General features: G+C 29.6%; 31 protein-coding genes, 3 pseudogenes and 1 CRISPR repeat array. Of the genes and pseudogenes, 32 read left to right on the forward strand and 2 right to left on the reverse strand.

The features are described 5' to 3' along the window. The first annotated feature begins 110 nt into the window (after window positions 1-110). A CRISPR array of direct repeats spans window positions 111-3,234; the repeat unit is 30 nt; unit sequence ATTTTAATCTATCCATATTGGAATGTAGAT. A gap of 244 nt (window positions 3,235-3,478) precedes the next feature. The 19 genes and pseudogenes from KPL51_RS17380 (at window position 3,479) to KPL51_RS17465 (ending at window position 15,539) form a co-directional block, all read left to right on the forward strand. Next, window positions 3,479-3,922, forward strand: a complete 444-nt coding sequence (locus tag KPL51_RS17380; RefSeq protein WP_216164098.1) for a tellurite resistance TerB family protein — start codon at window positions 3,479-3,481, stop codon at window positions 3,920-3,922. Between the two features lie 3 nt (window positions 3,923-3,925). Continuing rightward, complete coding sequence (locus KPL51_RS17385) at window positions 3,926-5,296, forward strand: hypothetical protein (RefSeq protein WP_216164100.1); 1,371 nt, start codon at window positions 3,926-3,928, stop codon at window positions 5,294-5,296. A gap of 3 nt (window positions 5,297-5,299) precedes the next feature. Further along, window positions 5,300-5,734 carry a hypothetical protein gene (locus KPL51_RS17390; RefSeq protein WP_216164103.1) on the forward strand — a complete coding sequence of 145 codons (435 nt, stop codon included), beginning with the start codon at window positions 5,300-5,302 and terminating at the stop codon, window positions 5,732-5,734. Between the two features lie 87 nt (window positions 5,735-5,821). After that, window positions 5,822-6,085, forward strand: a complete 264-nt coding sequence (locus KPL51_RS17395) for a hypothetical protein (protein ID WP_216164105.1) — start codon at window positions 5,822-5,824, stop codon at window positions 6,083-6,085. A 473-nt stretch (window positions 6,086-6,558) separates the two neighbouring features. Further along, the gene (locus KPL51_RS17400) at window positions 6,559-6,783 is read left to right on the forward strand and encodes a DUF1659 domain-containing protein (protein ID WP_216164107.1); all 225 of its coding nucleotides are present in this window, start codon (window positions 6,559-6,561) and stop codon (window positions 6,781-6,783) included. Between the two features lie 70 nt (window positions 6,784-6,853). After that, a complete protein-coding gene (locus KPL51_RS17405; RefSeq protein ID WP_216164109.1) occupies window positions 6,854-7,090 on the forward strand; it encodes a DUF2922 domain-containing protein in 237 nt (78 codons plus the stop codon). Window positions 7,091-7,154: 64 nt separating this feature from the next. Next, a pseudogene (locus tag KPL51_RS17410) lies at window positions 7,155-7,685 on the forward strand (N-acetylmuramoyl-L-alanine amidase family protein); the annotation flags it as partial. Between the two features lie 419 nt (window positions 7,686-8,104). Continuing rightward, window positions 8,105-8,332, forward strand: a complete 228-nt coding sequence (locus KPL51_RS17415; protein ID WP_224853736.1) for a DUF3791 domain-containing protein — start codon at window positions 8,105-8,107, stop codon at window positions 8,330-8,332. Next, window positions 8,329-8,463: a hypothetical protein gene (locus KPL51_RS24110; RefSeq protein WP_263628216.1), complete on the forward strand. Its 135-nt coding sequence runs from the start codon at window positions 8,329-8,331 to the stop codon at window positions 8,461-8,463. Before KPL51_RS17415 ends, KPL51_RS24110 begins: the two co-directional genes overlap by 4 nt. 136 nt (window positions 8,464-8,599) lie before the next feature. After that, on the forward strand, window positions 8,600-8,839 hold the full coding sequence (locus tag KPL51_RS17420) for a hypothetical protein (RefSeq protein ID WP_216164114.1): 240 nt from the start codon (window positions 8,600-8,602) through the stop codon (window positions 8,837-8,839). A 365-nt stretch (window positions 8,840-9,204) separates the two neighbouring features. Then, window positions 9,205-9,642, forward strand: coding sequence for an HI0074 family nucleotidyltransferase substrate-binding subunit (locus tag KPL51_RS17425; protein WP_216164252.1), 438 nt, complete (start codon window positions 9,205-9,207; stop codon window positions 9,640-9,642). A gap of 1 nt (window position 9,643) precedes the next feature. Continuing rightward, window positions 9,644-9,946, forward strand: a complete 303-nt coding sequence (locus KPL51_RS17430) for a nucleotidyltransferase family protein (protein WP_216164116.1) — start codon at window positions 9,644-9,646, stop codon at window positions 9,944-9,946. 1,113 nt (window positions 9,947-11,059) lie between these two features. Then, on the forward strand, window positions 11,060-11,509 hold the full coding sequence (locus KPL51_RS24365; protein WP_224853742.1) for an AAA family ATPase: 450 nt from the start codon (window positions 11,060-11,062) through the stop codon (window positions 11,507-11,509). A 64-nt stretch (window positions 11,510-11,573) separates the two neighbouring features. After that, complete coding sequence (locus KPL51_RS17440) at window positions 11,574-12,053, forward strand: DUF2357 domain-containing protein (protein ID WP_224853808.1); 480 nt, start codon at window positions 11,574-11,576, stop codon at window positions 12,051-12,053. Then, window positions 12,017-12,250: a hypothetical protein gene (locus KPL51_RS17445; RefSeq protein ID WP_216164280.1), complete on the forward strand. Its 234-nt coding sequence runs from the start codon at window positions 12,017-12,019 to the stop codon at window positions 12,248-12,250. Before KPL51_RS17440 ends, KPL51_RS17445 begins: the two co-directional genes overlap by 37 nt. A 104-nt stretch (window positions 12,251-12,354) precedes the next feature. After that, window positions 12,355-12,675, forward strand: a complete 321-nt coding sequence (locus KPL51_RS17450) for a hypothetical protein (RefSeq protein WP_216164118.1) — start codon at window positions 12,355-12,357, stop codon at window positions 12,673-12,675. Window positions 12,676-12,814: 139 nt separating this feature from the next. After that, window positions 12,815-13,456, forward strand: a complete 642-nt coding sequence (locus KPL51_RS17455; protein ID WP_216164120.1) for a hypothetical protein — start codon at window positions 12,815-12,817, stop codon at window positions 13,454-13,456. Window positions 13,457-13,681: 225 nt separating this feature from the next. Then, the gene (locus tag KPL51_RS17460) at window positions 13,682-14,689 is read left to right on the forward strand and encodes a virulence RhuM family protein (protein WP_216164122.1); all 1,008 of its coding nucleotides are present in this window, start codon (window positions 13,682-13,684) and stop codon (window positions 14,687-14,689) included. A 442-nt stretch (window positions 14,690-15,131) separates the two neighbouring features. After that, on the forward strand, window positions 15,132-15,539 hold the full coding sequence (locus KPL51_RS17465) for a DUF1670 domain-containing protein (protein ID WP_224853811.1): 408 nt from the start codon (window positions 15,132-15,134) through the stop codon (window positions 15,537-15,539). 190 nt (window positions 15,540-15,729) lie between these two features. Here the strand turns inward: KPL51_RS17465 and KPL51_RS17470 are convergent, their stop codons facing one another. Then, on the reverse strand, window positions 15,730-16,686 hold the full coding sequence (locus KPL51_RS17470) for an IS4 family transposase (protein WP_216164124.1): 957 nt from the start codon (window positions 16,684-16,686) through the stop codon (window positions 15,730-15,732). Further along, window positions 16,683-17,150, reverse strand: coding sequence for a hypothetical protein (locus KPL51_RS17475; RefSeq protein WP_216164126.1), 468 nt, complete (start codon window positions 17,148-17,150; stop codon window positions 16,683-16,685). Before KPL51_RS17475 ends, KPL51_RS17470 begins: the two co-directional genes overlap by 4 nt. Before the next feature lie 298 nt (window positions 17,151-17,448). On the opposite strand from KPL51_RS17475, the gene KPL51_RS17480 reads away from it, so the two are divergent. From KPL51_RS17480 to KPL51_RS17540, 13 genes and pseudogenes are all read left to right on the forward strand, one after another. Next, window positions 17,449-17,688 (forward strand): hypothetical protein, encoded by a 240-nt coding sequence (locus KPL51_RS17480; RefSeq protein ID WP_216164128.1) that lies wholly within the window; start codon window positions 17,449-17,451, stop codon window positions 17,686-17,688. 149 nt (window positions 17,689-17,837) lie between these two features. Further along, on the forward strand, window positions 17,838-18,278 hold the full coding sequence (locus KPL51_RS17485) for a hypothetical protein (protein ID WP_216164130.1): 441 nt from the start codon (window positions 17,838-17,840) through the stop codon (window positions 18,276-18,278). Window positions 18,279-18,942: 664 nt separating this feature from the next. Continuing rightward, window positions 18,943-19,170, forward strand: a complete 228-nt coding sequence (locus KPL51_RS17490) for a hypothetical protein (protein ID WP_216164132.1) — start codon at window positions 18,943-18,945, stop codon at window positions 19,168-19,170. 12 nt (window positions 19,171-19,182) lie between these two features. Next, entirely contained in the window at window positions 19,183-19,377 is a 195-nt protein-coding gene (locus tag KPL51_RS17495) for a hypothetical protein (protein WP_216164134.1), read from the forward strand. Then, window positions 19,353-20,384, forward strand: coding sequence for a DUF8743 domain-containing protein (locus KPL51_RS17500; protein ID WP_216164136.1), 1,032 nt, complete (start codon window positions 19,353-19,355; stop codon window positions 20,382-20,384). The genes KPL51_RS17495 and KPL51_RS17500 overlap by 25 nt, the downstream gene beginning before the upstream one ends. 424 nt (window positions 20,385-20,808) lie before the next feature. After that, entirely contained in the window at window positions 20,809-21,852 is a 1,044-nt protein-coding gene (locus KPL51_RS17505) for a PDDEXK nuclease domain-containing protein (RefSeq protein WP_224853748.1), read from the forward strand. 75 nt (window positions 21,853-21,927) lie between these two features. Next, window positions 21,928-22,128, forward strand: coding sequence for a DUF2357 domain-containing protein (locus KPL51_RS24540; protein WP_376770098.1), 201 nt, complete (start codon window positions 21,928-21,930; stop codon window positions 22,126-22,128). Window positions 22,129-22,187: 59 nt separating this feature from the next. Next, window positions 22,188-22,550: pseudogene (locus KPL51_RS17515) on the forward strand (nuclease domain-containing protein). A 7-nt stretch (window positions 22,551-22,557) separates the two neighbouring features. Beyond that, window positions 22,558-22,881 (forward strand): annotated as a pseudogene (locus KPL51_RS17520) (nuclease domain-containing protein); the annotation flags it as partial. Window positions 22,882-22,890: 9 nt separating this feature from the next. Then, on the forward strand, window positions 22,891-23,421 hold the full coding sequence (locus KPL51_RS24675) for a DUF8743 domain-containing protein (RefSeq protein WP_512699091.1): 531 nt from the start codon (window positions 22,891-22,893) through the stop codon (window positions 23,419-23,421). Between the two features lie 250 nt (window positions 23,422-23,671). Next, entirely contained in the window at window positions 23,672-23,989 is a 318-nt protein-coding gene (locus KPL51_RS17530) for a hypothetical protein (RefSeq protein WP_216164147.1), read from the forward strand. A 72-nt stretch (window positions 23,990-24,061) separates the two neighbouring features. Beyond that, window positions 24,062-24,487 (forward strand): AAA family ATPase, encoded by a 426-nt coding sequence (locus KPL51_RS17535; RefSeq protein WP_216164149.1) that lies wholly within the window; start codon window positions 24,062-24,064, stop codon window positions 24,485-24,487. A gap of 122 nt (window positions 24,488-24,609) precedes the next feature. Further along, window positions 24,610-25,752 (forward strand): Fic family protein, encoded by a 1,143-nt coding sequence (locus KPL51_RS17540; protein WP_216164152.1) that lies wholly within the window; start codon window positions 24,610-24,612, stop codon window positions 25,750-25,752. The last annotated feature ends 407 nt before the right edge of the window (window positions 25,753-26,159 follow it).

Consider the following 26,159-nt stretch of genomic DNA (forward strand, 5'->3'; position numbering starts at 1 on the left):
AAAGCAAATAACCACTAGATAATTAATAGTATTATAGTTATAATTTGACTTAGGAATGCAGTTACATAAAGCTATATTTTGACGCACTACAATGAGATTAAAAGAACTCAATTTTAATCTATCCATATTGGAATGTAGATCAAAACTAATTGGTTTTATATCAATACTAGGCCCACATTTTAATCTATCCATATTGGAATGTAGATGATTAACAATAGATCATCTTTACAAATTTTAATCTATCCATATTGGAATGTAGATAGTAACGGAATGTTTAAGTATGTTAATGGCAGATTAATTTTAATCTATCCATATTGGAATGTAGATTATAAAAGCATAATAGCATTTAAGGGCAACAGTAAAGATTTTAATCTATCCATATTGGAATGTAGATTGTCGTTTCTTACATGAGATTCAAACCCCTCAAATGATTTTAATCTATCCATATTGGAATGTAGATTATGAAGTATAAATACCATCAATTAATGTTTTCATTATTTTAATCTATCCATATTGGAATGTAGATCTTGTCTAAATCCTCACATAAATCATTGAATTTACCATTTTAATCTATCCATATTGGAATGTAGATACCTCATGCCAAGGGATCATAACTGCAGCTGCTAAGATTTTAATCTATCCATATTGGAATGTAGATTTAGTTAATGCTTCTTTTATTCCAGCAATAGTAATAATTTTAATCTATCCATATTGGAATGTAGATCAATGTGTAATCTTAAAAACTCTTTTCTAAGTTCCATTTTAATCTATCCATATTGGAATGTAGATACGGATTTGTCAGCGAATGCGAACTAACTTATAAACATTTTAATCTATCCATATTGGAATGTAGATAGAGTTTTCATGAGCTGTCTTCCTGGCTGCTGAATAATTTTAATCTATCCATATTGGAATGTAGATCTAAGATTATATCATAGTTTGCGTTTCTGTCGTTAATTTTAATCTATCCATATTGGAATGTAGATGTTTAATATCCATAATTACCTCCTTTCGACAACTTAATTTTAATCTATCCATATTGGAATGTAGATTTAAGAAATATATACTATCAATATCAAAGATTTTAGAATTTTAATCTATCCATATTGGAATGTAGATGCCGCAGTTGAGTGAGTAGTAATTAATTGTATAAGTATTTTAATCTATCCATATTGGAATGTAGATTCTTTTCCTTGCTGACGATATACAAATCTTAATCCTATTTTAATCTATCCATATTGGAATGTAGATCGAAGAATGAAAGTTCAGTATAGAGGGAGTGGGAGTATTTTAATCTATCCATATTGGAATGTAGATAAGCATGAGGCGTTGTCGTCTCCATATTGGTCAAGTAATTTTAATCTATCCATATTGGAATGTAGATTGAAGTGACCTCTTCCATCGCAGGAAATAGCTTCTTATTTTAATCTATCCATATTGGAATGTAGATTTTATAAATTCAAACCCTTACATGGTTGAACGATTAGATTTTAATCTATCCATATTGGAATGTAGATACTCCATAAACCAATTCACCTAAACTCCATATTTCATTTTAATCTATCCATATTGGAATGTAGATTATATTTTTAATATGTAAACTACCTTTTTAGCAGATATTTTAATCTATCCATATTGGAATGTAGATTTACACATAGTATTTATAACTACATAATTGTTTCTTATTTTAATCTATCCATATTGGAATGTAGATTTATATCCTGCACACTCTAATATATTAAAGTTGCGAATTTTAATCTATCCATATTGGAATGTAGATTTTCACAGGCAATGTTGGTATCGGTACAACGGTAGATTTTAATCTATCCATATTGGAATGTAGATTATAAGCTCATGTAACAGGATGTTAGTATAATTAGTATTTTAATCTATCCATATTGGAATGTAGATAAGTAAATGCATAAGCTAAGTACCGTATATGGTCTTATTTTAATCTATCCATATTGGAATGTAGATTAAGCTTCGTGAATTGGTCCATACCCTTTAGGTGGTATTTTAATCTATCCATATTGGAATGTAGATAAACGCAATCTACTACAACAACGTTTAAGGTTTTAAATTTTAATCTATCCATATTGGAATGTAGATCCAGTTCCATTAATAAAATCAAAGTCATTTAATAATATTTTAATCTATCCATATTGGAATGTAGATATTTGTAAATATATTTTAATTAATTATATGATTAAATTTTAATCTATCCATATTGGAATGTAGATAAGAATATATTAATGAATATGAATTAGAGAATAATTATTTTAATCTATCCATATTGGAATGTAGATGGGTAGTAGTGATGTATGTTGTTGTATGTAATATAGTATTTTAATCTATCCATATTGGAATGTAGATATTTTCTGTGTATTGAAGTCTTATATTACTTATTTTATTTTAATCTATCCATATTGGAATGTAGATTTAAAATAGGTTTTGCATCTTCTAATTTCTGCATGGTATTTTAATCTATCCATATTGGAATGTAGATTTTAATAAGCAAACATAATCTAACCCATCAAAACTTATTTTAATCTATCCATATTGGAATGTAGATCAGCATGCAGCCATTCTATATCAATTAAATTAAAAATTTTAATCTATCCATATTGGAATGTAGATTAAAAACATGGAACTAAATACATATTTAGTATAGTGTATTTTAATCTATCCATATTGGAATGTAGATATAGAAAAAATTAGACTAGACACACGCAATTATAAAAATTTTAATCTATCCATATTGGAATGTAGATTCCAACAATTACTGAAATTGAAGTAATTGCTCTTATATTTTAATCTATCCATATTGGAATGTAGATTCAGGAAGTAAAGTTATTCCAGCAGATAAAACAAATAATTTTAATCTATCCATATTGGAATGTAGATGGAAGATAAGTTCAAAGTCTTCGGAACTAAGTTTTGATTTTAATCTATCCATATTGGAATGTAGATGTGTTAATTCGATTGTCAATAAGTGGTGTAGGAATAATTTTAATCTATCCATATTGGAATGTAGATGCAGCACAAAGTGCGCAAATGCACCATCAAATAATCATTTTAATCTATCCATATTGGAATGTAGATGAAGAATTTCAATAACTTCTTTGACCTTTGCGTCTTATTTTAATCTATCCATATTGGAATGTAGATTTTAAAAGATATAAGATATATGGTAAAATAAAGAATATTTTAATCTATCCATATTGGAATGTAGATGGGAGTAGCAATCTCAGTCGTTCCGCCTTCAAAAATACCCCTGGGGTGTTTATTTTTACATGTATGTAAAAATAAGCTAAAGGCGGAATTAATAGTATAGGTTAACTCTGTTTCTGTTTTGTTACTATACGGCCACCCTAATTGTTAAGAATTAAAGTTTAGAAAGAAATAGACGATAAAGTATTAGAAATAATTTGAAAAATACTTAGCATACATAAATTATATAAAAATAGGGGGATTTATATTGATAAACGTGTTTGATGTGTTAACAACAGAAAAGTCCAGAGTGAATTTTATGAAAGGATTAGTGTACCTATCTAAGTCACAGGAAATTTTTGAAGGAACAAATGAAATTAGTCCTGAAGAAATGGAATCATTAAAAGGCGCAATGCAAACTTTAAATATATCACAAGAAGAAAGAGTAAACATAGAAAAACTTATTTATTCTACAGAAATTAATTCGGATATTGAATTTGATAACATAAAGCAATCATTATTTTTTATTAGAGAAGGAATTCAAATATGTTATGTCGACGGTATATATTCTCAAGCAGAAAAAGATATGATTTATAGAATGGGACAAAAACTAGGTGTAAGCGATTATAAAATAAAACAAATAGAAGACTGGGCATTTGAGGGAATACAGTGGGCTGAGCGTGGTGATAATTTAATTGTGATGGAGGACTAAATTATGGGGTTCTGGAAAGTAGTAGGATGTGTAGTGGGTGGAGCGGTAGCTGTTATTGCTGCACCGATAGTTTTACCGGCTGTAGCTGCAGCTGGAGCTGTAGCAGCAGCTGCAGCTGCGAGTACGGCAGTAGGTGGAGCAGTTATTGGAGCTGCAGCCGCGGTAGGGACAGCAGCTGCAGCAGTGGGCACTGCAGCAGCAAGCACCGCGGTAGGTGGAGCAGTTGTTGGAGCCGCAACGGCAGTGGCAACAGCGGCTACAGCTGCCGGTACAGTGGTAGCCGGCACAGCAGCAGGTACAGCCATAGCCGGAGCTGCTGCTGGAGCAGTTACGTCAACAGTCGGTATAATTGGTACAGGAGGTGTATCTGCAGTAATTGGTGCAGGATTAACTTATAGTGGTATAACTGCAGGCGAAGGTTTTTCTAATATGAGCGAAGCAAAAGAAAAAATAGACAGAGCAAAATCAATATATAGTAAAAAATCAGCTAAATTAGAAGAGTCTAAAAAAGCAACTAGTTTAAAGATAGATAAATTAAATTTATATAAAATGGAAATATATTCAAAAGATATAGAAGAATCAATTCAAATAATAAAGAATATAAAAATCCCAAAAGAAACAGAAGTAGATTTTACTGAAAAAGACATTACTTATCTATTTGAAAAAAATGAAATTAATGAAATACAAAACAACTCAATTAAAACAAGAGAAGTATTAAGTCAGACTGTTAATGGAGCGTCATTTATGAAAGCAGCAGCAGGTGGTAGCTTTGGGTTTATGAGCACATTTGGTGTTTCGTCAACTGGAACAGCAATTTCTTCATTGAGTGGAGCGGCAGCAAAAAAAGCAACTTTAGCAGCCCTTGGAGGAGGATCTTTACAAGCAGGTGGAGGTGGTATTGCTTTAGGATCTACTGTATTAGGTGGACTTACTGTTGTTCCTACAGCTATGATATTGTCTCTTCAATATGCTAAAAAATCGGAAGAGACGCTGACAGAAGCAAGTAAATATTACTCAATTGTTCGTAAGGAAGCTGGAAATATGGAAGCTATGATTCTATTTTTACAGAATGGTGTTGATAAGAGATTAAGTGAAATAGAGTCTACAATTATTCGTGTAGTAACTATTTATAGGTTGAAAATCTTCCCTAAACTAAAAAATGCGTATGATAGAAATAAAAATTCAGAGGGCAAAGTCAATTATAAAGAGTGCTCTATGGGGGATAAGTCAATAATAAAGATGTCAGCATATTTTTTAAGAAAAATGAAAGATATAATTTCTGTTAAAGTGCTTGATTCAAATAATAATATTACTAAAGAATCTGGAGACATCCTACAAAGTATAAATAATGATAAAAAAATTATAGGAGTATAACAAATGGAGATATTAAAATCAAAGGATATATCAAAATCAAATGAGAAAAAGATAAGCTCTAACGCAGATAAATTGAATTCTAAGGATCTTGGAAATGTATTAAAAGTTTTGATTCAAAGTAAAAAAGAATATGAAATCACAAAAGAGCAAGAAACAACTAAAAGAAAAGTAATAGAAAATGATATGATTAAATATCTAAAAACATTAGATGCAAAAAAAGAATTTTTATCGAAAGCATTTGAAGAAGAATATAGCATTAGAAAAGACACTATTGAAAAGATGTTTAATCTTATTGAAAAAGCATTAGATGAGGGTAGCGACAATATCGTTATTGCTGCGCTAGATAGTATTGAAAAAATAGTTAAAGAAAGCCCTTTAAAAGGCCTTGCACAAATTGCAAGTGCATTTGAAAATGACGATGAAGATCTTATAATATGATTTAGTTATGTGCAACTATCTAATGAGTGGGAGAATTTAAATGACTATAAAACATATACATTAAAATGTTCTTAAGAAGGAATAAATTTGAATGAGATAAGCAATAAATTAGTTGAACAGGTGAATGAATTACAAGTTACTTACGACAAACAAATAAAAGATTTAACAACTAAAGAAATTGTTTCTAGTAATAGTATGACAAATGTTTTTATTAATAAAAACACTGAAAAAATAACACAACAGGTTTTAGAAAAATGTAATATAAGTACAAAAGAATTATTAAAAGAAGGTATGAAGATTAATGAATCTAATCCAAATATATCTAAGCAAGACTTAGCAATTTCATATTAGCTAATAATAATAATAATAATAATAATAATAATAATAAGTATAAAAAAATGAGCAAAATTGCTAAAGAAATGCTAAAAGAACAGAGACTGCATAGAACATGCTAAAATTACAATTTAAAGAGTCGCATTTAGGGCTCTTTTTTATTTTAATAGCAATGTAGTAAAACTTAACATATTATCGTTTGTTTCTTAAACCTTCAACTATAAAAAAGGGATTGCCGAATATGGGAATCCCTTAAAACATATCAAGATCAAATTAGTTATGGTATTGATACTACATCACTGGAGCAGCCAATAGGAGAAATAGCCTGTGATATGGATAAAGGCTACCACTAATTTGCACGAATGAAGAGAAAGGCACTAGAGAAACTCCGGTCCTTAATGTAGGTTTATATATTTTTTAAAATTCCGTACAAAACTTTCTAGCGGCATATATATTCAATGAAAACAAAATGAAAGAAAGGAGTGATCAACATGGCAGTAGTATCAACAAAGGTAGCCAGTGCTCTAAAGCTTACTATGAAGGTAGGCATTGACATCAAAGGCAAAGACAAATATGCAACAAAAAGATTAAGTAATCTAAAAGTTGCTGCATCAGACGCGGACATTTTTGCTGTAGGACAAGCAATCTCTAATATCAAAACTTATCCATTGTTTGGCCTAGACAGGGAAGACCAGTACAGCTTAGTTACTGAGTAGGTTTTAGCTCAGAAGTGAAAGTAGAGAACTTAGAGTTGTTATCCAAATAATTTAAAGGAGGAAAAGGCATATGCATAAATTAGTAATGAGATTTTTAACAGCTACAGAAGGTAAATATTTTACTTTAACTGTAGATGACATTAAAGCTGATGCGTCTGGAGCTTCAACTGTAACAAATGCGGAGGCAAATGCTCTTATGGATTTAGTAATTGCAAAGAATATTTTTGCATCAGCTAATGGTAGCTTAATTGGTAAAAAAGACGCCAAGGTAGTTACTACAGACACTAGTAACGTTGAATTAGCTTAGGGAGATAGTGCCTGCGAGGGCACTATTTTTCTGCTTAAACATTTAAATAAGGAGGAAGAGAATAATGGTTAGGTTATGTTTTGATTATGGACATGGTGGAGAAGATAGTGGGGCCTTATACAATGGAAGAAAAGAATCTAATGATGTTTTAAGTTTAGGTAGAGCTATAGCTTCAGATATTAGAAGGCATGGAATTATTGTAGATGAAATAAGAACTAGTGATGCGACGATAAGCCTTAGAGATAGAAGCAATTTTGAAAATAGAAGCACATATGATTTTTTCATATCCTTTCACAGAAATGCGTATCTTCCTGAACAAGCTAAAGGAGCTGAAACCTACACTTACTTAAATCCAGGTGCAAAGTCTAAAGGGTTAGCAAAAAGGATACAAGCTTCACTTGTAACTATGGGTTTTGTAAACAGAGGAGTAAAGGCGGCTAACTTTCATGTGTTAAGAGAAACCAAGTCCTCAGCGGTACTAGTTGAGATTGGATTTATTGATAACACAAATGATAATAAGGTTTTTGATAGTAAAAGAAGTGAGATTATTAAAGTATTAGCTAAAGCTATTCTTGCAGAAGTGGGTGTAAGCTACATCCCTATGTAACCCGCTATCTGGTGGTTTAAAATTGTAGAACTACTAAAGAATATTAATGTGTAAATTGTTTAGTTAGAATTTAGAGAAAGCATAAGTGATTGAAGAAATAGCTATTAGTGCTTATTTTGATGTATACCATAATTCTATAAAATAAGAATAATTTATTTCATTGCAATAATTTTTGTTATGTCTGAAGTCCAAACCTCAAAAAGATCAGTCCTGCCACATTTTATACACCAGTCGAAGATATTTCCTCTGGCTGTTCTGTTTATGTATTCTGCTAAATCATAGATATCAGTACTAATAATTTCATTTAATCCAATTATGGCAGCTATAAAGGAATCAAAGCTTTGTTGCTTAAAAATGCTTATTTGGATATAATATAGTAGATAGCTTAATAGTGGGGAGTGATTAAGATGCTAATGGAAAGAGATTTAAATGTAGTTAGATATATGGTAGTGTGCGTTAATGAATTTGCAGATAGATTAAATATAAATGGTCAAGAAGCTTTTAATTATCTTAATAAGCATAAAGCTATTAATTTTTTGTTGAATAACTATGAGATAGAGCATACTTTGAGTATTGAAGATGCTATAGATGATATGGTAATAGTATCTAAGAAAAATGGGGGTACTATACAATGATTTTATATCACGGTTCTAATATTATGATTAAAAACAATCCATCATTTGCATCCACTTTAACTTCAATAACAATTTTAAAATTTTTGCTTTCAATAAATAAATTAAACTGTGACTTGGGAAAAATAGTATAATGATTAGTTGAAATTTAGAATGAGCATCAGTGGCTAAAGTAATGGCTACTGGTGCTTATTTTTTAAGCAAAGTTGATTTATATTGAAATAAAATCAGATTAATGATAATATATATATAAATATAGGTGGTGAAAAAATGGATAATGAAATTTTAGAAATACTTAAATCTATTAATAACAAACTTGATGAACATACACAAATATTAAGAGCGTTAGAACATGCAAGTGAGATTCATAAAGCAGAAATAGATAAGGTTAATTATTCAGTTGCAAGAGTTGAGGGTGAAGTTAGAGGAATTAGAGAAGATATTACAGCAGTAGAAATGATAACATCTAAAAATTGGAATGATATATCAAAATTGAAAGCAGTGAGATAAAAGAGAATCGTCAGAATTGATGGTTCTCTTTTGTATGTTAAAGAAGTTCGATTAGCATTAGAAAGAAGAAACTGTTTCCATTTTTTTTCGTTTTTTAAGGGACACTGGGACACTAGGGTAACTGTGACTTGGGAAAAATAGTATAACGATTAGTTGGAATTTAGAATGAGCATCAGTATGTTATTGGTGCTTATTTTGCATAGGGTAAGACCTTAAAATGTAAGCAAAAGGGTCCATCCGTTACATTCTAACACCTTGGAGGTCTAGAAAATTAAATATAGCCTTATTTTTAAGTATTTTAGTTTTAAATGTTATTATATATGGTAAAATAATAGATATATATAACTTAGAAAGGGTGATCAAATATTATGGGAATACTAGATAAATATGATGAATCGATAAAATTAACATATAATTATGCATATAGAATGTTAGTTCATTTAAAGAATATCACAGATAATTTTAATAATATAAAAACCCCGGATGATATAACCATGGAAGTATATAGAGATTCAATTATTAAAAAGTATGAAACACTAGAAGACTTAACTTGGAAGTTACTTTCTAAGATATTTAAATCATCTGGTTTAGAGATAAATAATCCAAGAGGGTGTTATAAACAAGCATTCAAGGAAGGATTAATTAATGATATAGAAATTTGGAACGATATTCTATTATCAAGAAATTCTACATCTCATATTTATGATGAGCAAGATTATGAAGAAATTAAAAATAAGATAATTAGTGATTATACAGGTGCGATAGAAGATCTATTAAGTAACCTTTCAAAAGTGGTAATATGATATGTATGGAATAGATAAAAAAGTATATAAAAGCTTGATTAATTATTTCCTGAATAATAATAATATAGAGAAAGTAATAATATTTGGGTCAAGAGCAAAAGGAACAGAAAATATAAATTCAGATATAGACTTATGTGTAAGTTATATAGGTAAAAGCAAAGGGACTATTGTAGAGGAAATTAATGATGTAATAGGAATATATTCTTGTGATATTGTTTTTCTAAATTCATTAAATGAAAATATAGAAAAACAAATTGCTAGGGATGGGATTGAAATTTATTCTAAAGTTAGTAGAGAATTTTAAATTATTTTAATTCAACTTAACACATTAATTTATTGCCATTATTTTTATTTATATCTATCTTGAAAAATTAGCCCCTGGAACATAAGGTACATTTAAATTATGATCCTTGTTATTTAGCAATTGTGCTTTTATAATTGCAAGTTCTGTATGATATTGTCCGGAGGATATTAAGGACAAGGTAATAAAGGTAGATTAGAAAAAATAGATAGTTTCATTAGAACTTAGTTAGCCACACCTTGGAAAAAGAATAAAAGCAAGTTCAGTCATCCTTCCTTCACAATGCTACCTGCTATCTGGGTGGTTTTGTCGAAAGATAATGATTAACAAAGATCTAAATTTCAATTAATCCTTACAGAGAGGTTTTCAACGCCTAAAAAGGAAATGAAGCGGAAGCGTTGTGAAAATAGAACTTTTTATGTAAAGCTAGAGTAAAAGAAGTTAAGTTGGAAAATTTAAAGCTATAAAAAGAATAGAAAGTATTGAAATGTATTTCCAAATATACGAATACCTTAAATTATGCCCAAATTAAATCGATTAACTTGAATGAATTAAAAACTACAGGAAAAATTATGCCTCCTTAATTATGGTATAATTACCATATGCTAAAATAAAGTAGGTGTAATAAATGGAGAAAAACAACATGGTTCATGGATTGAAATAACTAGAGAAAATGAGGACTTTTTAGTAAGAAAAACTACAGATAAGAGTACTTTTAAATATGGAACTACAATACCGCTTAGATATCATAAGATTTTTCTGGATAATTTATCAGATAAGCTAACTTTTGGGAAAAGCATAAAAGTAAAGTTATTTATAAACAACAAAGAGTTTCCAGCAGTAGTTTTATGGCCAAGTTCTAAAGGCCGATCTGGAATTACAGTACAGCTAAGATACAGTAATAAAGCATTACTTGAACTTTTAAAAGAAAAACTAGAAGTAAGCTATGATTACATTGTTCAATATGAAAAAGAAAATGATAAGAAACCTACGACAATTCCAGAGCAATATCAAGAATACATAGATTTCTATAAGGGTGATAAAATAGATACTTTTATTCTTGATCTTATTTCCAAATCAAAGGGTAAACCAGAAGATGAGGAATTAGAGGATGAAGTGATATTAGAAGATGAGTTAGATAATGAATTTTCAACTATATATAATATTAATGAGGAAGTTACATATATTCATAACTACATAACAAGTAAGGGCTTTTATTATACAAAAGAATTAATCACTAATTTTTATCTTAGTTTAAAAACCAAACCTTTTGTTATTCTCTCAGGTATTTCAGGCACTGGGAAGAGTAAGATAGTAGAATTATTTGCTCAGGCAGTTGGTGCAAATAAGGATAATGAAAGATTTAAACTAGTACCTGTTAGACCGGATTGGTCAGATGCAACAGATCTACTTGGTTATAGAAATATAGAAAGTAAGTTTATTCCAGGTGTTATTCTTGAGGCTGCCTATGAAGCCATGAAGAACTTAGATAAACCTTATTTTCTTCGTCTTGATGAAATGAATTTGGCAAGAGTGGAGTATTATTTCAGCGATATTTTATCATGAAAATCCTAATATAAGAAATAAAGTTACACCAACAGGTAGAGGTGGCAATATCTTAAGTGGAATAATAAATTTCAGAGGAGATATTGGTTACTCAGATCTTTATGTGAATATCAATGGAAAGCCTCACATGAAAATAATTATAGAAGTTCTACCAAGTAAAATTGAGTATAAAGAAGATTATGAAGCAATACTAAGGGATGTTAACGAGGAGATATATAATCTAGCTTATGGATTTCTAAGTAGAACTTATCTGGAAACTGAGATAAATAATAAAAGAGCTAATAGCTATACCGAGTTTTACAGCATATTAAACTATGTTTATGAGAGATTAATCAAAGCTATTAATATAGTATTATTAAAGCCTCATCATGAGCTGATAAAGGATAGCGGGGTATGTAAATATCAAAGCCTAAAGAATATAAGTATGGATACTATAAAAATAAAAAAACAGGAGCTTATGACAACTGTGTTTTTGGAGCTTTTGTATTATTTCCATTTAAAGATGAGTTGCAATATAAAAATCATAATTTTTACAAGAGCATAGAAGAAGTAAACATTGGTGGCATTCCATTTCTACCGAAGGCTACGGGGCTCATGGGAGAGTTTCTAGATAAGTTAATAAATGAATCTTCTTACTCTATATTTGAAAGATCACTTGATTCCTTAGGAAGAGAGGATTACATAAAAGATGAGTACTTTAAGGATAGAACAGTTCTTGTAGGATCTTTAAGAAATATATAACGGACATTCCAAGTGAATCTGAAGAGGATTATTATATTTTTAAAATTGAAGAATGGAAGAAGCTAGATAGAAAGATAGAAGTAAAAGGCTATCAGGTGGTAAGGGTGATGTACACTGCGGAGTATTTACTTAATAATGCTGAAATAGTTACGGAGCTTTGTATTAAATCTAAAGAAGAATATAGATTATGGCAGGAGCTTAAGAGGATAAGTTCTACGACTGAAACGGAAACTTCGAAGGATATAAATAAGGATAGCGAGATTAAGGGGTTTTCTATAGAAGGAATGAGGATAGGTATAAGTGATAGGGAAATTCATGTAGAGTGCAATGGGAATTTGTATGATTTTAGTGTGGTGGAATTTAATAGAAGGCCTAGAGGGGTAATGGAGAGGATAATTAATATTGGGAAGGATGGGCCCAGTTAATTAGTATGTTTTTCTAAAATTGTTTATCAATATCTACATAGATATATATGAGCATATTCTAGTTTTTAAAATCAGTAGTTGATCCATATATATTTTTATGATAAGATCGGATCAATTATTTAAAGACAAGGAGAATAGTATGGATAATTATATATTTCTAACCGATGAAGGATACACATTTATGCCGAATTCAGAATCAGATGTACCAAATATAGAAAACTTACAGGTTATTGGGATATCTAATGGAGAAAATGAAAAAGAGGCATTTTATGATTTAATGAGTCAAAGTGAGAATTTGATGGAAACATCATTTGATAAGATTTTTTGTTATAAGCTATCTAATAATTATAAGGAATCCTATTTAGAATTTAGTATAAAAGATGATTATGATATTAAGCTGTATAAACATAAAGAAACTAATAGGTTAATAGATAAAATAAAAGAAGATATGGATTTAGATATAACTGAAAGTCATATGGTATTAAATGCTATTTTTAATATGGTGAATAATAAATTTTCCATAGCTTACGATATTATTATGAATGAGTGCCATTGTAATTATTATTTATATGTTAATAACTACTATGAGCTTTCGTGTAGTCTTTGTGATGATGAGGGATTGTGGGACAATAAAGCTTATTGTGAAAGCTTAGATAAATTTTTATTAAAAGAACATAATGAGAGTGAATTAATGGAAAGGTTTAAGAAGAAAGGATGGTTTATTGAAAATGGATTTGCTATATGTTTAGATGAGGATGTCATCATTGAAATTTATATGTAAATGTTCCAGTGGTTTTTTCGTCGTGAAGTTTAGAACTAACAATATTTATAGAATATTTATTATAGTCTTTAGGTAAATAGTGCATAAGGTAAGAAAACAGGATATAATAAAGTTAGGTGGGAAACTAATTAATATTGTTAATAGATGCAAAATAGATAAAGTAGATAAGCTATAATAAGACAATTGTAATTGTTTTAAATCTTATGAAATAAAGAAGGCGTTTTAATGGAAAGTATAAACCAATTTGTGCTCTACACAGGAGTAGATGGAGATGTGAAATTAAAGATGTTTCTTGAAGAAGAGACACTTTGGCTTTCACAGAAACTGATTGGAGAGCTATTTCAAGTTGAGCCGAATACCATTAATTACCATATAAAAGAGATTTTTAAAAGCAGCGAATTAGAGGAAATAGCAACTACTCGAAAATTTCGAGTAGTTCAAACAGAAGGAAGTAGAGACGTTTCGAGAGATGTCGTGTTCTATAACTTGGATATGATTATAGCAGTTGGCTATAGGGTGAATTCAAAGAGAGCTACTCAGTTTAGGATTTGGGCAACAAAGGTTTTAAAGGAGTATATTATTAAAGGGTTTGCCCTGGATGATGAAAGATTAAAACAAGGTGAGAGAGTCTTTGAAAATGACTATTTCAAAGAACTTCTTGAAAGAATTCGCTCGATACGTGCAAGTGAGAGAAGAATATATCAGCAGATTACAGATATATTTGCTGAGTGCAGTATTGATTATAATCCTAAATCGGAAGCTACCAAAGAGTTTTATGCAACAGTACAAAACAAATTTCATTATGCAATTACTGGTAAAACAGCAGCTGAAATCATTCATTCGAAAGCAAACAAGGATGAACTGCATATGGGATTGTTAACATGGAAAAATGCTCCAGAAGGGAGAGTTTTAACATCGGATGTTAAAGTTGCAAAGAACTATCTGACAGAATCAGAAATCAAAAGGTTGGAAAGAACCATCTCAGCATTTTTTGATTACATTGAAAATATTATTGAAAATAGAGAAACATTTACTATGGAAGAATTTATAAACAGTGTGGTGAGATTTCTTGAATTCAATGAGTATAAGATTCTCAAAGATAAGGGTAAAATTTCTAAAACTGAAGCTGATGAAAAAGCTTTGAATGAATATAAAGAGTATAATAAAACGCAGCTAATACAATCGGATTTTGATAAGCATATTAAGAAGTACCTCAATTCTCGAAGCAATTAGCAAGGAAACCTGTTGGTGGTACGCAAATGACAAATCTTACAGAGCGGTTTTCAAGGCCTAAAAAGGAACTGAAGCGGAAGCACTGCAAAACTAGACCTTTTTAAGTAAAGTTAGAGTAGAAGAAGTTGAGTTGGAAGATTTAAAGCTATGAAAAAAATATATAGTATTGAAAGGGATTTCTAAATAGGGGAATCCTTTAAATCATGCCCAAATTAAATAGATTAACTTGAATGAATTAAAAACCTTAGAAAACATTATACCTCCTTAGTTATGGTATAATACTATTAGGTCAGGTGACCCCTGGTAAGATATAATGAAATTAGCGAAAAGCTAATGAATTGGAGGGTTACCGGATGGGAATAATGGCAGCAGAAAGAATGGAAGTAAAGAACCTCTACCAAGGGCTAATGAATGAATTACTCGAAGAGTATGGTTAAGCCCAATAGAAGCGAAGGCTTTAGTTAAGCGGGTCGCACAGTTTAAAGAAGATCAACAAAGCGGAGCTAGGGATAACGGACAGATAGTTAAGCAAGTGGTTGCATTTGGTGAACCAGCAGGTAAAAGAATAAGAGACTGCAAGCTTGTTCCAGTGAATTTAACAATGTATTTTAATGGTGAAGAAAAGCTGGAGAAAGAAAAAGGACTGAGCCATTTAAAAAAGATTAAAGTGCATCAGTTGGCTTGGAAAGCTTATCAACAAGGTGGATTATTAAGTTATGAAGATATAGAAAGTATATTTGGGATAAGTACAAGTACAATAAAGAGATATGTAAAACAGTATAAAGAAAAAGATATAGTTGTTCCGACCAGGGGTCAAATTGAGGACATTGGACCGGGGATAACTCCATAGCCATCAACCTTATAACTCAATAATCTACCAAATAATAAAAATGCTTATTTAAGCCCAAATTGGTATTACTTGTTGATAATTCTTTTTAGTTATAAGCGCTAATCGTAGATTTTGGCTGTTTTAAGCTAAACTTAACAGACCTTCATGAATAAATGTAAAATTGTTTAAAATGAGTATTTATACCCCAGTATTAAACTGTCATTTTTAACAATACACTTTCGGTCATTTTAGTGGTTTTCAGAATTTTAATAGCTGCTTTTTTCTGATTTTTCTTAGATTTAATACCATATCGTTGAATGGACCTCGATATGCGTTGAAATATTTCATATAAAATTAATTTGCTTTTAAAAATGTTTTTGTATAGTTCATAAAAATATTGCTTAACAATTCCAAAGGACTTTATTTCACTTAATTCTTTACCTGTTGTAGAATAAGTAATTTTACGTACTGTAAAAACTATGGTTGAAGTGAGTAATAACATTATTAATCTACCATAAATAAAACATTGAATTCTTTCTAAACCTGCTTTTTTTACCTCATGAATTTTAAAAAGAGATTTCCATATTTTAAACATTATTTCCACCTGCCACCGCAGGGTGTACAGCAGATGTACTTGTTCCATAGATATCATTTCACAAGGTACATTAGTTATGTAACAATTAAATTCAAGCCACCATTTGTTTTGTTCAAGACCTTTTATTTTACATCTATCTTTCATTTTTTTATTATTAATTTCTTTTTTTCTCTTGCATTCTTCTGTTAATTTAGTTAAAATTAATCTACATTTGGTACTATTTTTAAGGGTATTTCCTATGTGGATGTTATTGAACTCTAAGGTTTCGCCTTCTGATAAAGGCTCTGCGAGTGATTTAAGATCTACGTAGGAGTACCTTTTTCTTATTGTAACTTTTCCTTTAAATCCATATTCAATGATTTCCTCTTCTTTATAAAGATTAGTATTAACTTTAAGTCTAGAAATATAGAAAGCTTCCTTTTCTTCAATAAGTTTTAAATCAGCAGTTTTAAAATATCCTGAATTTTTTAAAGACAAATCACCTTTTTCAATAGTGCTTTGAAGTGTTGAAAGGTATGTAGCATCTGAAACTGAGCCAGCTCCGAGCTCGAAATGAATAAATTCACCAGTCAATAAATCATACTGTAATTGAATTTTACAGATGATTTTATACCACACCCCTTATATTTATCCGCATGCTTATCATCTAATTTAAATCCCGTTGAATCAACTATTGTTATCCTATTAAAACAACTTTTTAATAAAGACTCATTACTTCTTAAAACTTCATTTTGTATATTTAACATATCATGAAAAACTTTCTTAAGAAAATTCACAGCTTCCTTGTTAAATCTTTTACTTAATGCTTGAGGTGAAATTGATATCTTTTCATTAGCTTCTAATTTTGCACACAAATCCGATAAAGATGAAGAACATAAATCTTCGCCTAAAAAGGTGCATAGGTTTAAAAAACTTTTAGCAGAAACCTTTCCTTTTCTTCTTATAAACAAATTTTTTTCAGCCATTTTTTCAATCTTACTAATGTTGTACAACTCTCCCAAGCCATGAATTATTCGTTTTATTTTTTCCCTATTCATCGTAAATAACATCCTTTCGCTTAGCTTTATATATAATTACATAAAAATTATATATACACTAATTATATATTATTTAACAATAAATCAAAAAAACAAAAGGTGTATTTTATCCCATAATTAGGTATAAAACGCACCTTTTATTAAAATAAATATTAATATTTTAAGTCATAACTTTTAACCTGCTTTTGCTCATATTTACAAGAGGTTTAATTAAAAAAATCACTACTTACATTTTATGGTTCTGTTAGGTTGATGGCTATGCTATGACTTCGGGGGACGTTACAATAGCTGGAAGTTATTGTTTGCTAATTTTCAAAGAGAGATGATGATTAAATTCAATTTTGAAATTAGAGCAAAGTTAGGGTGGATTTTAAGGCAAAACATTAAATTCGAATTCTCTTATTTTTCTATGTTTGAATTAGAGAAAAATGAGATAATTATTAAATACGAATATGACGATAGAGATTTTAACTTCAGCTTGAATTTACCTAAGAAAACAACACAAATAACATATGAGGGATTAAATTACTACAGTTAAAAAGAAAAGGAAGATGATTACCCTTATACTAAAGAACTTGAATTTATATCATGAGGTGATATTAATTCTTCCTTAAAGTGGCATTAAGAGTTTTATTACAAGACAACACGATAAAAGTAGTAAGTAACAATATATAAGGAGTGGTATAAGTGAATTATTGGTGGATTAATGCAGACCCAGAACGGGAAGAAAAAGATGGAGGTCCTCGGAGTTGGACTACCAGTGTTGCTGTAGGTCAGGTTGAGCAATGGAATGCTGAAAGATATGACCAAGATGACGAAAGAGAAGGGTTACGACCTAATTTTGATGCTATAAAAAAAGATGATTTAATTCTCGGATACAATATTAATACAGAAAAGAAGATTGTAGCTAAAGGAATAGTTACAAACGGACAGCATCGTGTAAATGGTAGAAGGGTAATTGACATTAAGAAGACTGAAGATGCAGTGCACCCTGTAAGTCTACATGATTTAATCGATATTCCTGAGCTTTGTAAGTTTACTAAATCTAGAGCTTTGCTTGGAACGATTAAAGCTTTACACCCAACTCAATATAAAATGTTAGTCGAAATGATGGATAAAGAGGAGTAATTTAAGGGGATTAAATGATTTCAATCCACAACAATAGCAACATTGGAAGCAAGCTCCTTCGGAAAATACCCGGAGCAAGTTCAGTCATACCTTCTTCACAATGAAACCAGCTATCAGGGTGTTTATGTCGATTAGCAAAGATCTAACTTTTAGCTAATCTTTACAGAGCTATCTTCAACACCTAAAATGGACTGAAACGGAAGCATTGCGAAAATAGAACTTTCTATGTGAATTTAGAATAGAAGAAGTTGCGTTTGAAAATTAAAAACATGAAAAGAATAGAAAGTATTGAAAGGGATTTCTAAATATGGGAATCCCTTAAAACATGCCCAAATTAAATGGATTAGCTTGAATGAATTAAAAACCACAACAAAGATTATTCTTAATTACGGTATAATTAACATATGTTAAGTAAAGTGGGTGTAATAAACAAGATCCATGGATTGACACAACTAAAGGAAATTCGAACTTTTTAGGAAGAAAAATAGCAGATAAGAGTACGTTTAAATATGGAACTACAATACCACTGAGATACCATAAGGCTTTTCTAGATAACTTATCAGATAAACTAACATTTGTAAAAAGTATAAAAGTAAAGATTTTTATAAGTAACAAAGGGTTTCCGGCAATAGTCTACTGGCCAAGTTCTAAAGGTCAATCTGGAATGACATTGCAGCTTAGATATAGCCATAAAGCATTGCTTGAACTTTTAAAAGAAAAACTAGAAGTAAGTTATGATTACATTGTTCAATATGAAAAAGAAAATGATAAGAAACCTACAACAATTCCAGAGGAATATCAAGAATACATAGATTTCTATAAGGGTGATAAAATAGATACTTTTATTCTTGATCTTATTTCCAAATCAAAGGGTAAACCAGAAGATGAGTAATTGGAGGATGAAGTGATATTAGAAGATGAGTTAGATAATGAATTTTCAACTATAAATAATATTAATGAGGAAGTTACTTATATTCATAATTACATTACAAGCAAAGGATTAAGGTCTGCTATAACTCTTTTAAATCTAGCAACTCAAATTCTAAAAATGAGGGTAGCGCGGCCTACGAATTTGTGTTTGATGCAAAGTATAAGATAGAAACATCAGAGGAATATCAAAATACTTATGGTGGCATTGGACCTAAAGAAGAGGATATAAATACTATGCACTTGTGCAGAGATGCCATAGTATATAAAAATAAAAAAACAGGAGCTTATGACAACTGTGTTTTTGGAGCTTTTGTATTATTTTCATTTAAAGATGAGCTGCAATATAAAAATCATAATTTCTACAAGAGCATAGAAGAAGTAAACATTGGTGGCATTCCATTTCTACCGAAGGCTACGGGGCTCATGGAAGAGTTTCTAGATAAGTTAATAAATGAATCTTCTTACTCTATATTTGAAAGATCGCTTGATTCCTTAGGAAGAGAAAATTATATAAAAAATGAGTACTTTAAAGACAGAACAGTTCTTGTAGGATCTTTAAGAAATAAAGAGCAACTTAAAATAAATCTAAAAGGAAAGTTCTATCATACCAAATGTAGCAACGTTAATTTAGCAGAGCATAATATCAAGTTTGTAGCCTTAGCCCAGTCAAAACGACAATTTGCAGCGGATGCTGGCATAACTTATTACGGCAAGGTAGTAGACATAAAAGTTGTGAAAAGAAATATGATAACGGACATTCCAAGTGAATCTGAAGAGGATTATTATGTTTTTAAAATTGAAGAATGGAAGAAGCTAGATAGAAAGATAGAAGTAAAAGGCTATCAAGTGGTAAGGGTGATGTACACTACAGAATATTTACTTAATAATGCTGCGATTGTAACTGAGCTCTGCATTAAATCTAAAGAAGAGTATAGGGTATGGGAAGAGCTTAAGAGGATAAGTTCTTTGACTGAAACGGAGATAGTTAAAAATATAAATAGGGATAGTAGCATTGAGGGATTTTCTGTAGAAGGAATGAGGATATTTATAAGTGATGGAGAAATTCATCTAGAATGCAAGGGGAGTACGTATGATTTTAGTGTGGCGGAATTTAGTAGAAGGCCTAGGGAGGTAATGGGGAGGATATTTAATATTGGGAGAGGTGTTCTTAATTAGGACATCCCTTAAAAAACTAGAAACATGGGTAGTAAAGTTTATAAAAAATATAATTTAACACTTGAATTTTCAAGGCTTTTCATACGAAAAATTATATGTATCTGAAAACATGAGTGGCAAATGAAAATGTATATTATTGATCTCCAATTATTAATTAATCTATAATTATTAATTAAAGTATTAATTAAACTGTATGTTTTTATTGACAAAGTCACATGGGTTGATATTATATAGGTATGAAAAGTAGTATAGAAGAATAAAAATGGTTGTTAAATTAATAAGTTGCTACATCGTATTTTGAGAAGATACATAAAAATATTTTTTAGTACAAATGTATAGCAGAGAGTTAACTGATTTAGGCGAAATATTTGTTAAATAAAAATTCAAAGAGGATGAGAAAGTAAGAATATAGGAGGAATTTGAAATGGCTTCTGAAAATCATATAAAGTTGAGTAATAATTTTTATGAAAATATAAAAAATACATTAAATGAAGCTCGTAAGAAAACATATTCGTCTATTAATTTTTATATGGTAGAAGCATATTGGAACATAGGCAAATTAATAGTTGAGGAGCAAAAAGGAGAAAAAAAAGCTGAATATGGTGAGTTCATTATGAAAAATTTATCAGAAAAACTTACTAAAGATTATGGAAAGGGATTTACAACATCAAACCTTAGGAATATAAGACAGTTTTATTTAACGTTTAACAATCGTTACGCACTGCGTAGCGAATTAAGTTGGACTCATTATAGACTGTTAATGCGATTAGATAATGCAGAAAAAAAAGATTTTTACATAGATGAATGTGTTAAAAGTAATTGGAGTACGAGGCAGTTAGAAAGACAAATTAATTCTTTTTATTATGAACGTCTGTTATCAACTCAAGAGGAAAATAAAACTGAAGTTAGGAATGAAATAAAAGAACTAGAGCCTATTAGAGATATAAATGAAATAGTTAAAGATCCTTATGTATTAGAATTTTTAAATTTAAAGGAAAATAAAAAATTTTTAGAAAAGGATTTAGAGCAAGGATTAATAGATAATCTTCAAGAGTTTTTGTTAGAGCTTGGGAAAGGTTTTTCATTTGTAGGAAGACAAAGAAGAATAACGGCAGATGGCGAGCACTTTTATGTGGATTTAGTTTTCTATAATTACTTACTTAAATGTTTTGTTTTAATAGATTTAAAACTAGGCAAATTAACTCATAAAGACATAGGTCAAATGGATTTTTATGTTAGATACTATGAGAAAGAAGTAAAGGGAGAAGATGATAATCCAACCATAGGAATTATATTATGCTCTGAAAAGAATGAGACTATAGTAAAATACTCAATTTTAGAAGAAAGCAAACAAATATTTGCCTCAAAGTATATGCTCTATATGCCTACGGAAGAGGAGTTAAAGAAAGAGATAAATAAGGAAAGAGAGATACTTGAAATTGAGGAACGGATTCATAAAGAGGATTAACGGCATTAAAGTAATCATCTCTTACCCTAATCAACTTGGATAACTATGATTTGGGGTAAACAGTAAGTTAATTAGATAGGATCAAGTTCAGCCACACCTTGGAAAAAGAATGAAGATATTATAAATAAATTAAATACCATGAAGAAAGCGATAAATAGTAAACTAAAAACTTCATTTTTAAAGGATGTAGATAGTGATTATAGAAATACTTCTATGTCCTTAGTCTTTAATATGGCAAGAGGATATATAGAAATTTATAAATACTACAGCACTTAAGGTGATGATTAATGTTACAAAAGGGATTAAGCATTAATAGTAATATATTTTCCTTATCAATGAAGGAACTTAGTTTGTTATATAAGTATTGGTGTTTTATAAAGATAAGTTCTCTACTTAGAAAGAGGTATAAGCTAATAAGTTCAGACTTTATAACTGTTAATAGAGAGGGGATATTTATTTCACTTAATAAAGGTGTAACGGAAGCTTTAGAATTCGAAAATACCAAAACAAAGGAAACCTTTAAGGTCTGCTATAACTCTTTTAAATCCAGAAGCTTAAATGTTAAAAATGAAGGTAGCAAAATAATATCGCATTAGCCTGATAACTTATTAGCTATAAATAAATTAGGTAGCGATAAGTCCTACGAATTTGTATTTGACGCAAAGTATAAGATAGAGACATCAATAGTACCAGAATAGTTATGGTGGCATTGGGCCTAAGGAAGAGGATATAAATACTATGCACAGGTACAGAGATGCCATAGTATATAAAAATCATAAAACAGGAACGTATAACAATTCTGTTTTTGGAGCCTTTGTACTATTCCCATATAAAGATGAGTTGCAATACAAAAATCATAATTTCTACAAGAGTATAGAAGAAGTAAATATAGGTGGCATTCCATTTCTACCGAAAGCTACAGGGCTCATGGAAGAGTTTTTAGATAAGTTAATAAATCAATCATCTTACTCTACATTTGAAAGATCACTTGATTCTTTAGGACGAGAAAATTATATAAAAGATGAGTAATTTAAGGACATAACAGTTTTTGTAGGATCTTTAAGAAATAAAGAGCAACTTGAAATAAATCTTAAAGGGAAATTCTATCATACCAAATGTAGCAACGTTAATTTAGCAGAGCATAATATTAAGTTTGTAGCCTTAGCCCAGTCAAAGAGGAAATTTGATGGTGAGGCTGGCATAACTTATTATGGCAAGATATTAGATATAAAAGTTGTGAAAAGAAATATGATAACGGACATTCCAAGTGATTCAGAAGAGGATTACTATATTTTCAAAATAGAAGAATGGAAGCAGCTTCACAGGAAAATAGAAGTAAAAGGCTATCAAGTTGTAAGGGTGATGTACACTACGGAATATTTACTTAATAATGCTGCGATTGTAACTGAGCTTTGCATTAAATCTAAAGAAGAGTATAGATTATGGCAGGAGCTCAAGAGGATAAGTTTTTTGACTGAAACACAAACAGGGAAAAATATAAATAGGGATAGTAGCATTGAGGGGTTTTCTATAGAAGGATATAAAAAGAGAAATTTGAAATGGAGGTGAATAAAAATGAAGTTGAAAAAAATTAAATTCGTTAATCATGAGATACTCAATAATTTAGAAGTAGATTTTTGTGATAGTAATGGGATTCCTCTAAATACTGTAGTTATAATCGGTAATAACGGAACGGGTAAGACTACTCTGCTAAAAAGTTTATTTGATTCATATCGAGCCTAGAGATTTATTTCCAAGGTTATTTCAACAATATAATAATTTAATAGTTTCTTGTAATGAAAAAAATAGTTGTGGTAGCATGAAACAGAATAAATATTCTGAGGAATTTATTAATCCAGTAATTGAAAATCCAAAAGAGTTTATGACCTATAACTTAGCAAATGGAGAAATTGTACCAATATATAAAGATGCAGAAGATATAAGAAACAAGAGAGCATCATACACTATTGAACTTTTAAATCTTAATAATTATGTATTAAAAGATGCAAGGAAGAATTTGATACAAATTTTAGAAGTATATAGAGAAAATTATGATGAAATTTCAGATTATCTACAATACTTTTTAGATGATGGTCATAACTTTCCAAGTCTAATAAGGTTCTATATGGAAGGATAAGGTATATGATATTTAAGGACGATGTCCCTAAACTAGAAAACGTTTTTAGAAAAGTGAAGGGGTGGTAAAAAATTGAGAGAAGTTAATGAAATATTTAGAGATTATGTAAAAGAAAAAGAAGATACTATTGATTTAATTTATTCAAAGGTTAGAAAAGCACTTAAATGTTTAGATACTATTAAATCGGGTGTTACAATAGAAGCTAATAATACACTAATTATTTTTGATGAGGTTCAAGAGGTACCTCGTGCATTAACGTCATTAAAATATTTTTATGAAAATGCACTGCAGTATCATATAGTCACTGCAGGATCATTGCTTGGCGAGGAACACCATCCTGGCACATCATTTCCTGTGGGTAAGGTTGATTTTATGGACTTGCATCCGCTTAATTTCATAGAATTTTTAAATGCCACTGGGAATGAAAATTTGGCAAAACTTTTAGCCACTAAAGATTTTGAGCTTATTACAAAATTTAAGGGCAAGTTTAATATTTAAAAAAATTGAATTTTTAAAATAAAATAAAACTAAAAAGTATACTTTTTAGTTTTAAATGGTATAATTTATAGTAATAGTAACGATAATATTAATAAAATCGTTTTAAATAAGGAGGTTTAACAATGAAAAAACCGTATGCACCATTTACATTACCTAATGAAGAATTAATTGATAAGGAAAGATTATTTAATAAAGTAATAAAAGCAAATAAAGAAATTGCTATCTATAACGAAAAACTAAAAAATTCAAAAGTAAGACCTGCTCTTTTAATGGATTTATTCTCATTAAAAGAAGCTTTAGAATCTTCCAAAATTGAAGGTACCCAGGCAACTATGGATGATATGTTAGAGTATAGATCAGATGAAAAAAATGTTACGGATGATATTAAAGAAGTAATAAATTATCATATTGCTTTACAAGAAGGGGTATATGGTCTGGAAAGATTGCCTATAAGCAGTAGATTAATAAAAAATTTACACAAGACACTACTTGGTGGTGGCGTGAGAGGCGGTGGAAAAACTCCAGGAGAATTTAGAACTGTTCAAAATTATATAGGAATACAAGGTTGCACGCTAGAAAATGCTTCATATATTCCACCAGAACCACAGCTTGTAGACAGTTATATGAGTAACTTAGAAAAATTTATAAATGAAGATGATGAAACTAATGATTTAATTAAAATAGCATTAATTCATTCACAGTTTGAGACAATTCATCCTTTTTTAGATGGTAATGGTAGAATAGGAAGGATACTTATTCCTTTATATTTATATAATAAGGGATTCATAAGTAGTGCTAACTTATTTGTTAGTGAAAGTTTAGAAAAAGACAAGTTTAAATATTATGATCTTTTAAATGCAACTAGAGTAATTGTAATGGATAAAAAAGATGATGAAGAGCAATATAAAAAAGATATTGTAGTAGCAAGAAAAATTTATTCTGATTGGATAGACTTCTTTTTATCTGCATGTATAAATGAATCAAACAAATTAATTGCTAAAATAGAAAAAATAAATGAAGTATACAGTATAGCAATAAATAAAAGTATAGAAATAATAGATAGTAGCAAAATGAGAGAGGTTATAGATCTTATATTTGAATTCCCTATTTTCACAAAAGGTAAAATAATTAGTAATATAAAGATTCCTACAACAACTTTGGATGGGTATTTAAGAAAATTAGTGGAGGCCAAAATAATTTATTCAGATCAAAAACCAAGAAATAGAAAATATTATTTTTACGATTTAATTAATATTTTAAGATAAAAATAGCAAGCAAAGAACTATATTCCACTACACTACATCCATATATTTACAAAATATCTCGAGCCATGTGAACAAAATAGAAAATTTGTTCACATGGCTCGAGGGTATTTATGCGCATAGCGAATATGCTATCGTATTTTGAGAAGACACATAAAAATATATAGTAGAGTTTAAAGATGATAATGTGGCTAAAGATTGGTTGAAATCTATTATTGAAAAAACTATTTTAGTAGGAAAGATTTATTACTAGATTATGAAAAACTAAAAATGATTTACCTTTTATAAGGTTACAAATTTTAAATTCTAAACAAAAAGAATATCTTGTTAAAATTAATTAAATAAATAAAAAATTCTTAATTATAACTTAAATAATTATTATGTTACATATATGGGAAATGATTTTGCGT

Source organism: Clostridium bowmanii, assembly GCF_018861315.1.
Classification (GTDB): Bacteria; Bacillota; Clostridia; order Clostridiales; family Clostridiaceae; genus Clostridium_AD; species Clostridium_AD bowmanii.

What these genes read in the sequence shown, in the direction of transcription:
- KPL51_RS17405 (WP_216164109.1), top strand. Translation starts at nt 6,854, where the DNA reads ATGCATAAATTAGTAATGAGATTTTTAACAGCTACAGAAGGTAAATAT.
- KPL51_RS17455 (WP_216164120.1), top strand. Translation starts at nt 12,815, where the DNA reads ATGGATAATTATATATTTCTAACCGATGAAGGATACACATTTATGCCG.
- KPL51_RS17530 (WP_216164147.1), top strand. Translation starts at nt 23,672, where the DNA reads ATGAAACAGAATAAATATTCTGAGGAATTTATTAATCCAGTAATTGAA.
- KPL51_RS17460 (WP_216164122.1), top strand. Translation starts at nt 13,682, where the DNA reads ATGGAAAGTATAAACCAATTTGTGCTCTACACAGGAGTAGATGGAGAT.
- KPL51_RS17420 (WP_216164114.1), top strand. Translation starts at nt 8,600, where the DNA reads ATGGATAATGAAATTTTAGAAATACTTAAATCTATTAATAACAAACTT.
- KPL51_RS17415 (WP_224853736.1), top strand. Translation starts at nt 8,105, where the DNA reads ATGCTAATGGAAAGAGATTTAAATGTAGTTAGATATATGGTAGTGTGC.
- KPL51_RS17430 (WP_216164116.1), top strand. Translation starts at nt 9,644, where the DNA reads ATGTATGGAATAGATAAAAAAGTATATAAAAGCTTGATTAATTATTTC.
- KPL51_RS24110 (WP_263628216.1), top strand. Translation starts at nt 8,329, where the DNA reads ATGATTTTATATCACGGTTCTAATATTATGATTAAAAACAATCCATCA.
- KPL51_RS17390 (WP_216164103.1), top strand. Translation starts at nt 5,300, where the DNA reads ATGGAGATATTAAAATCAAAGGATATATCAAAATCAAATGAGAAAAAG.
- KPL51_RS17400 (WP_216164107.1), top strand. Translation starts at nt 6,559, where the DNA reads ATGGCAGTAGTATCAACAAAGGTAGCCAGTGCTCTAAAGCTTACTATG.
- KPL51_RS17540 (WP_216164152.1), top strand. Translation starts at nt 24,610, where the DNA reads ATGAAAAAACCGTATGCACCATTTACATTACCTAATGAAGAATTAATT.
- KPL51_RS17385 (WP_216164100.1), top strand. Translation starts at nt 3,926, where the DNA reads ATGGGGTTCTGGAAAGTAGTAGGATGTGTAGTGGGTGGAGCGGTAGCT.
- KPL51_RS17475 (WP_216164126.1), bottom strand. Translation starts at nt 17,150, where the DNA reads ATGAATAGGGAAAAAATAAAACGAATAATTCATGGCTTGGGAGAGTTG.
- KPL51_RS17490 (WP_216164132.1), top strand. Translation starts at nt 18,943, where the DNA reads ATGACATTGCAGCTTAGATATAGCCATAAAGCATTGCTTGAACTTTTA.
- KPL51_RS17505 (WP_224853748.1), top strand. Translation starts at nt 20,809, where the DNA reads ATGGCTTCTGAAAATCATATAAAGTTGAGTAATAATTTTTATGAAAAT.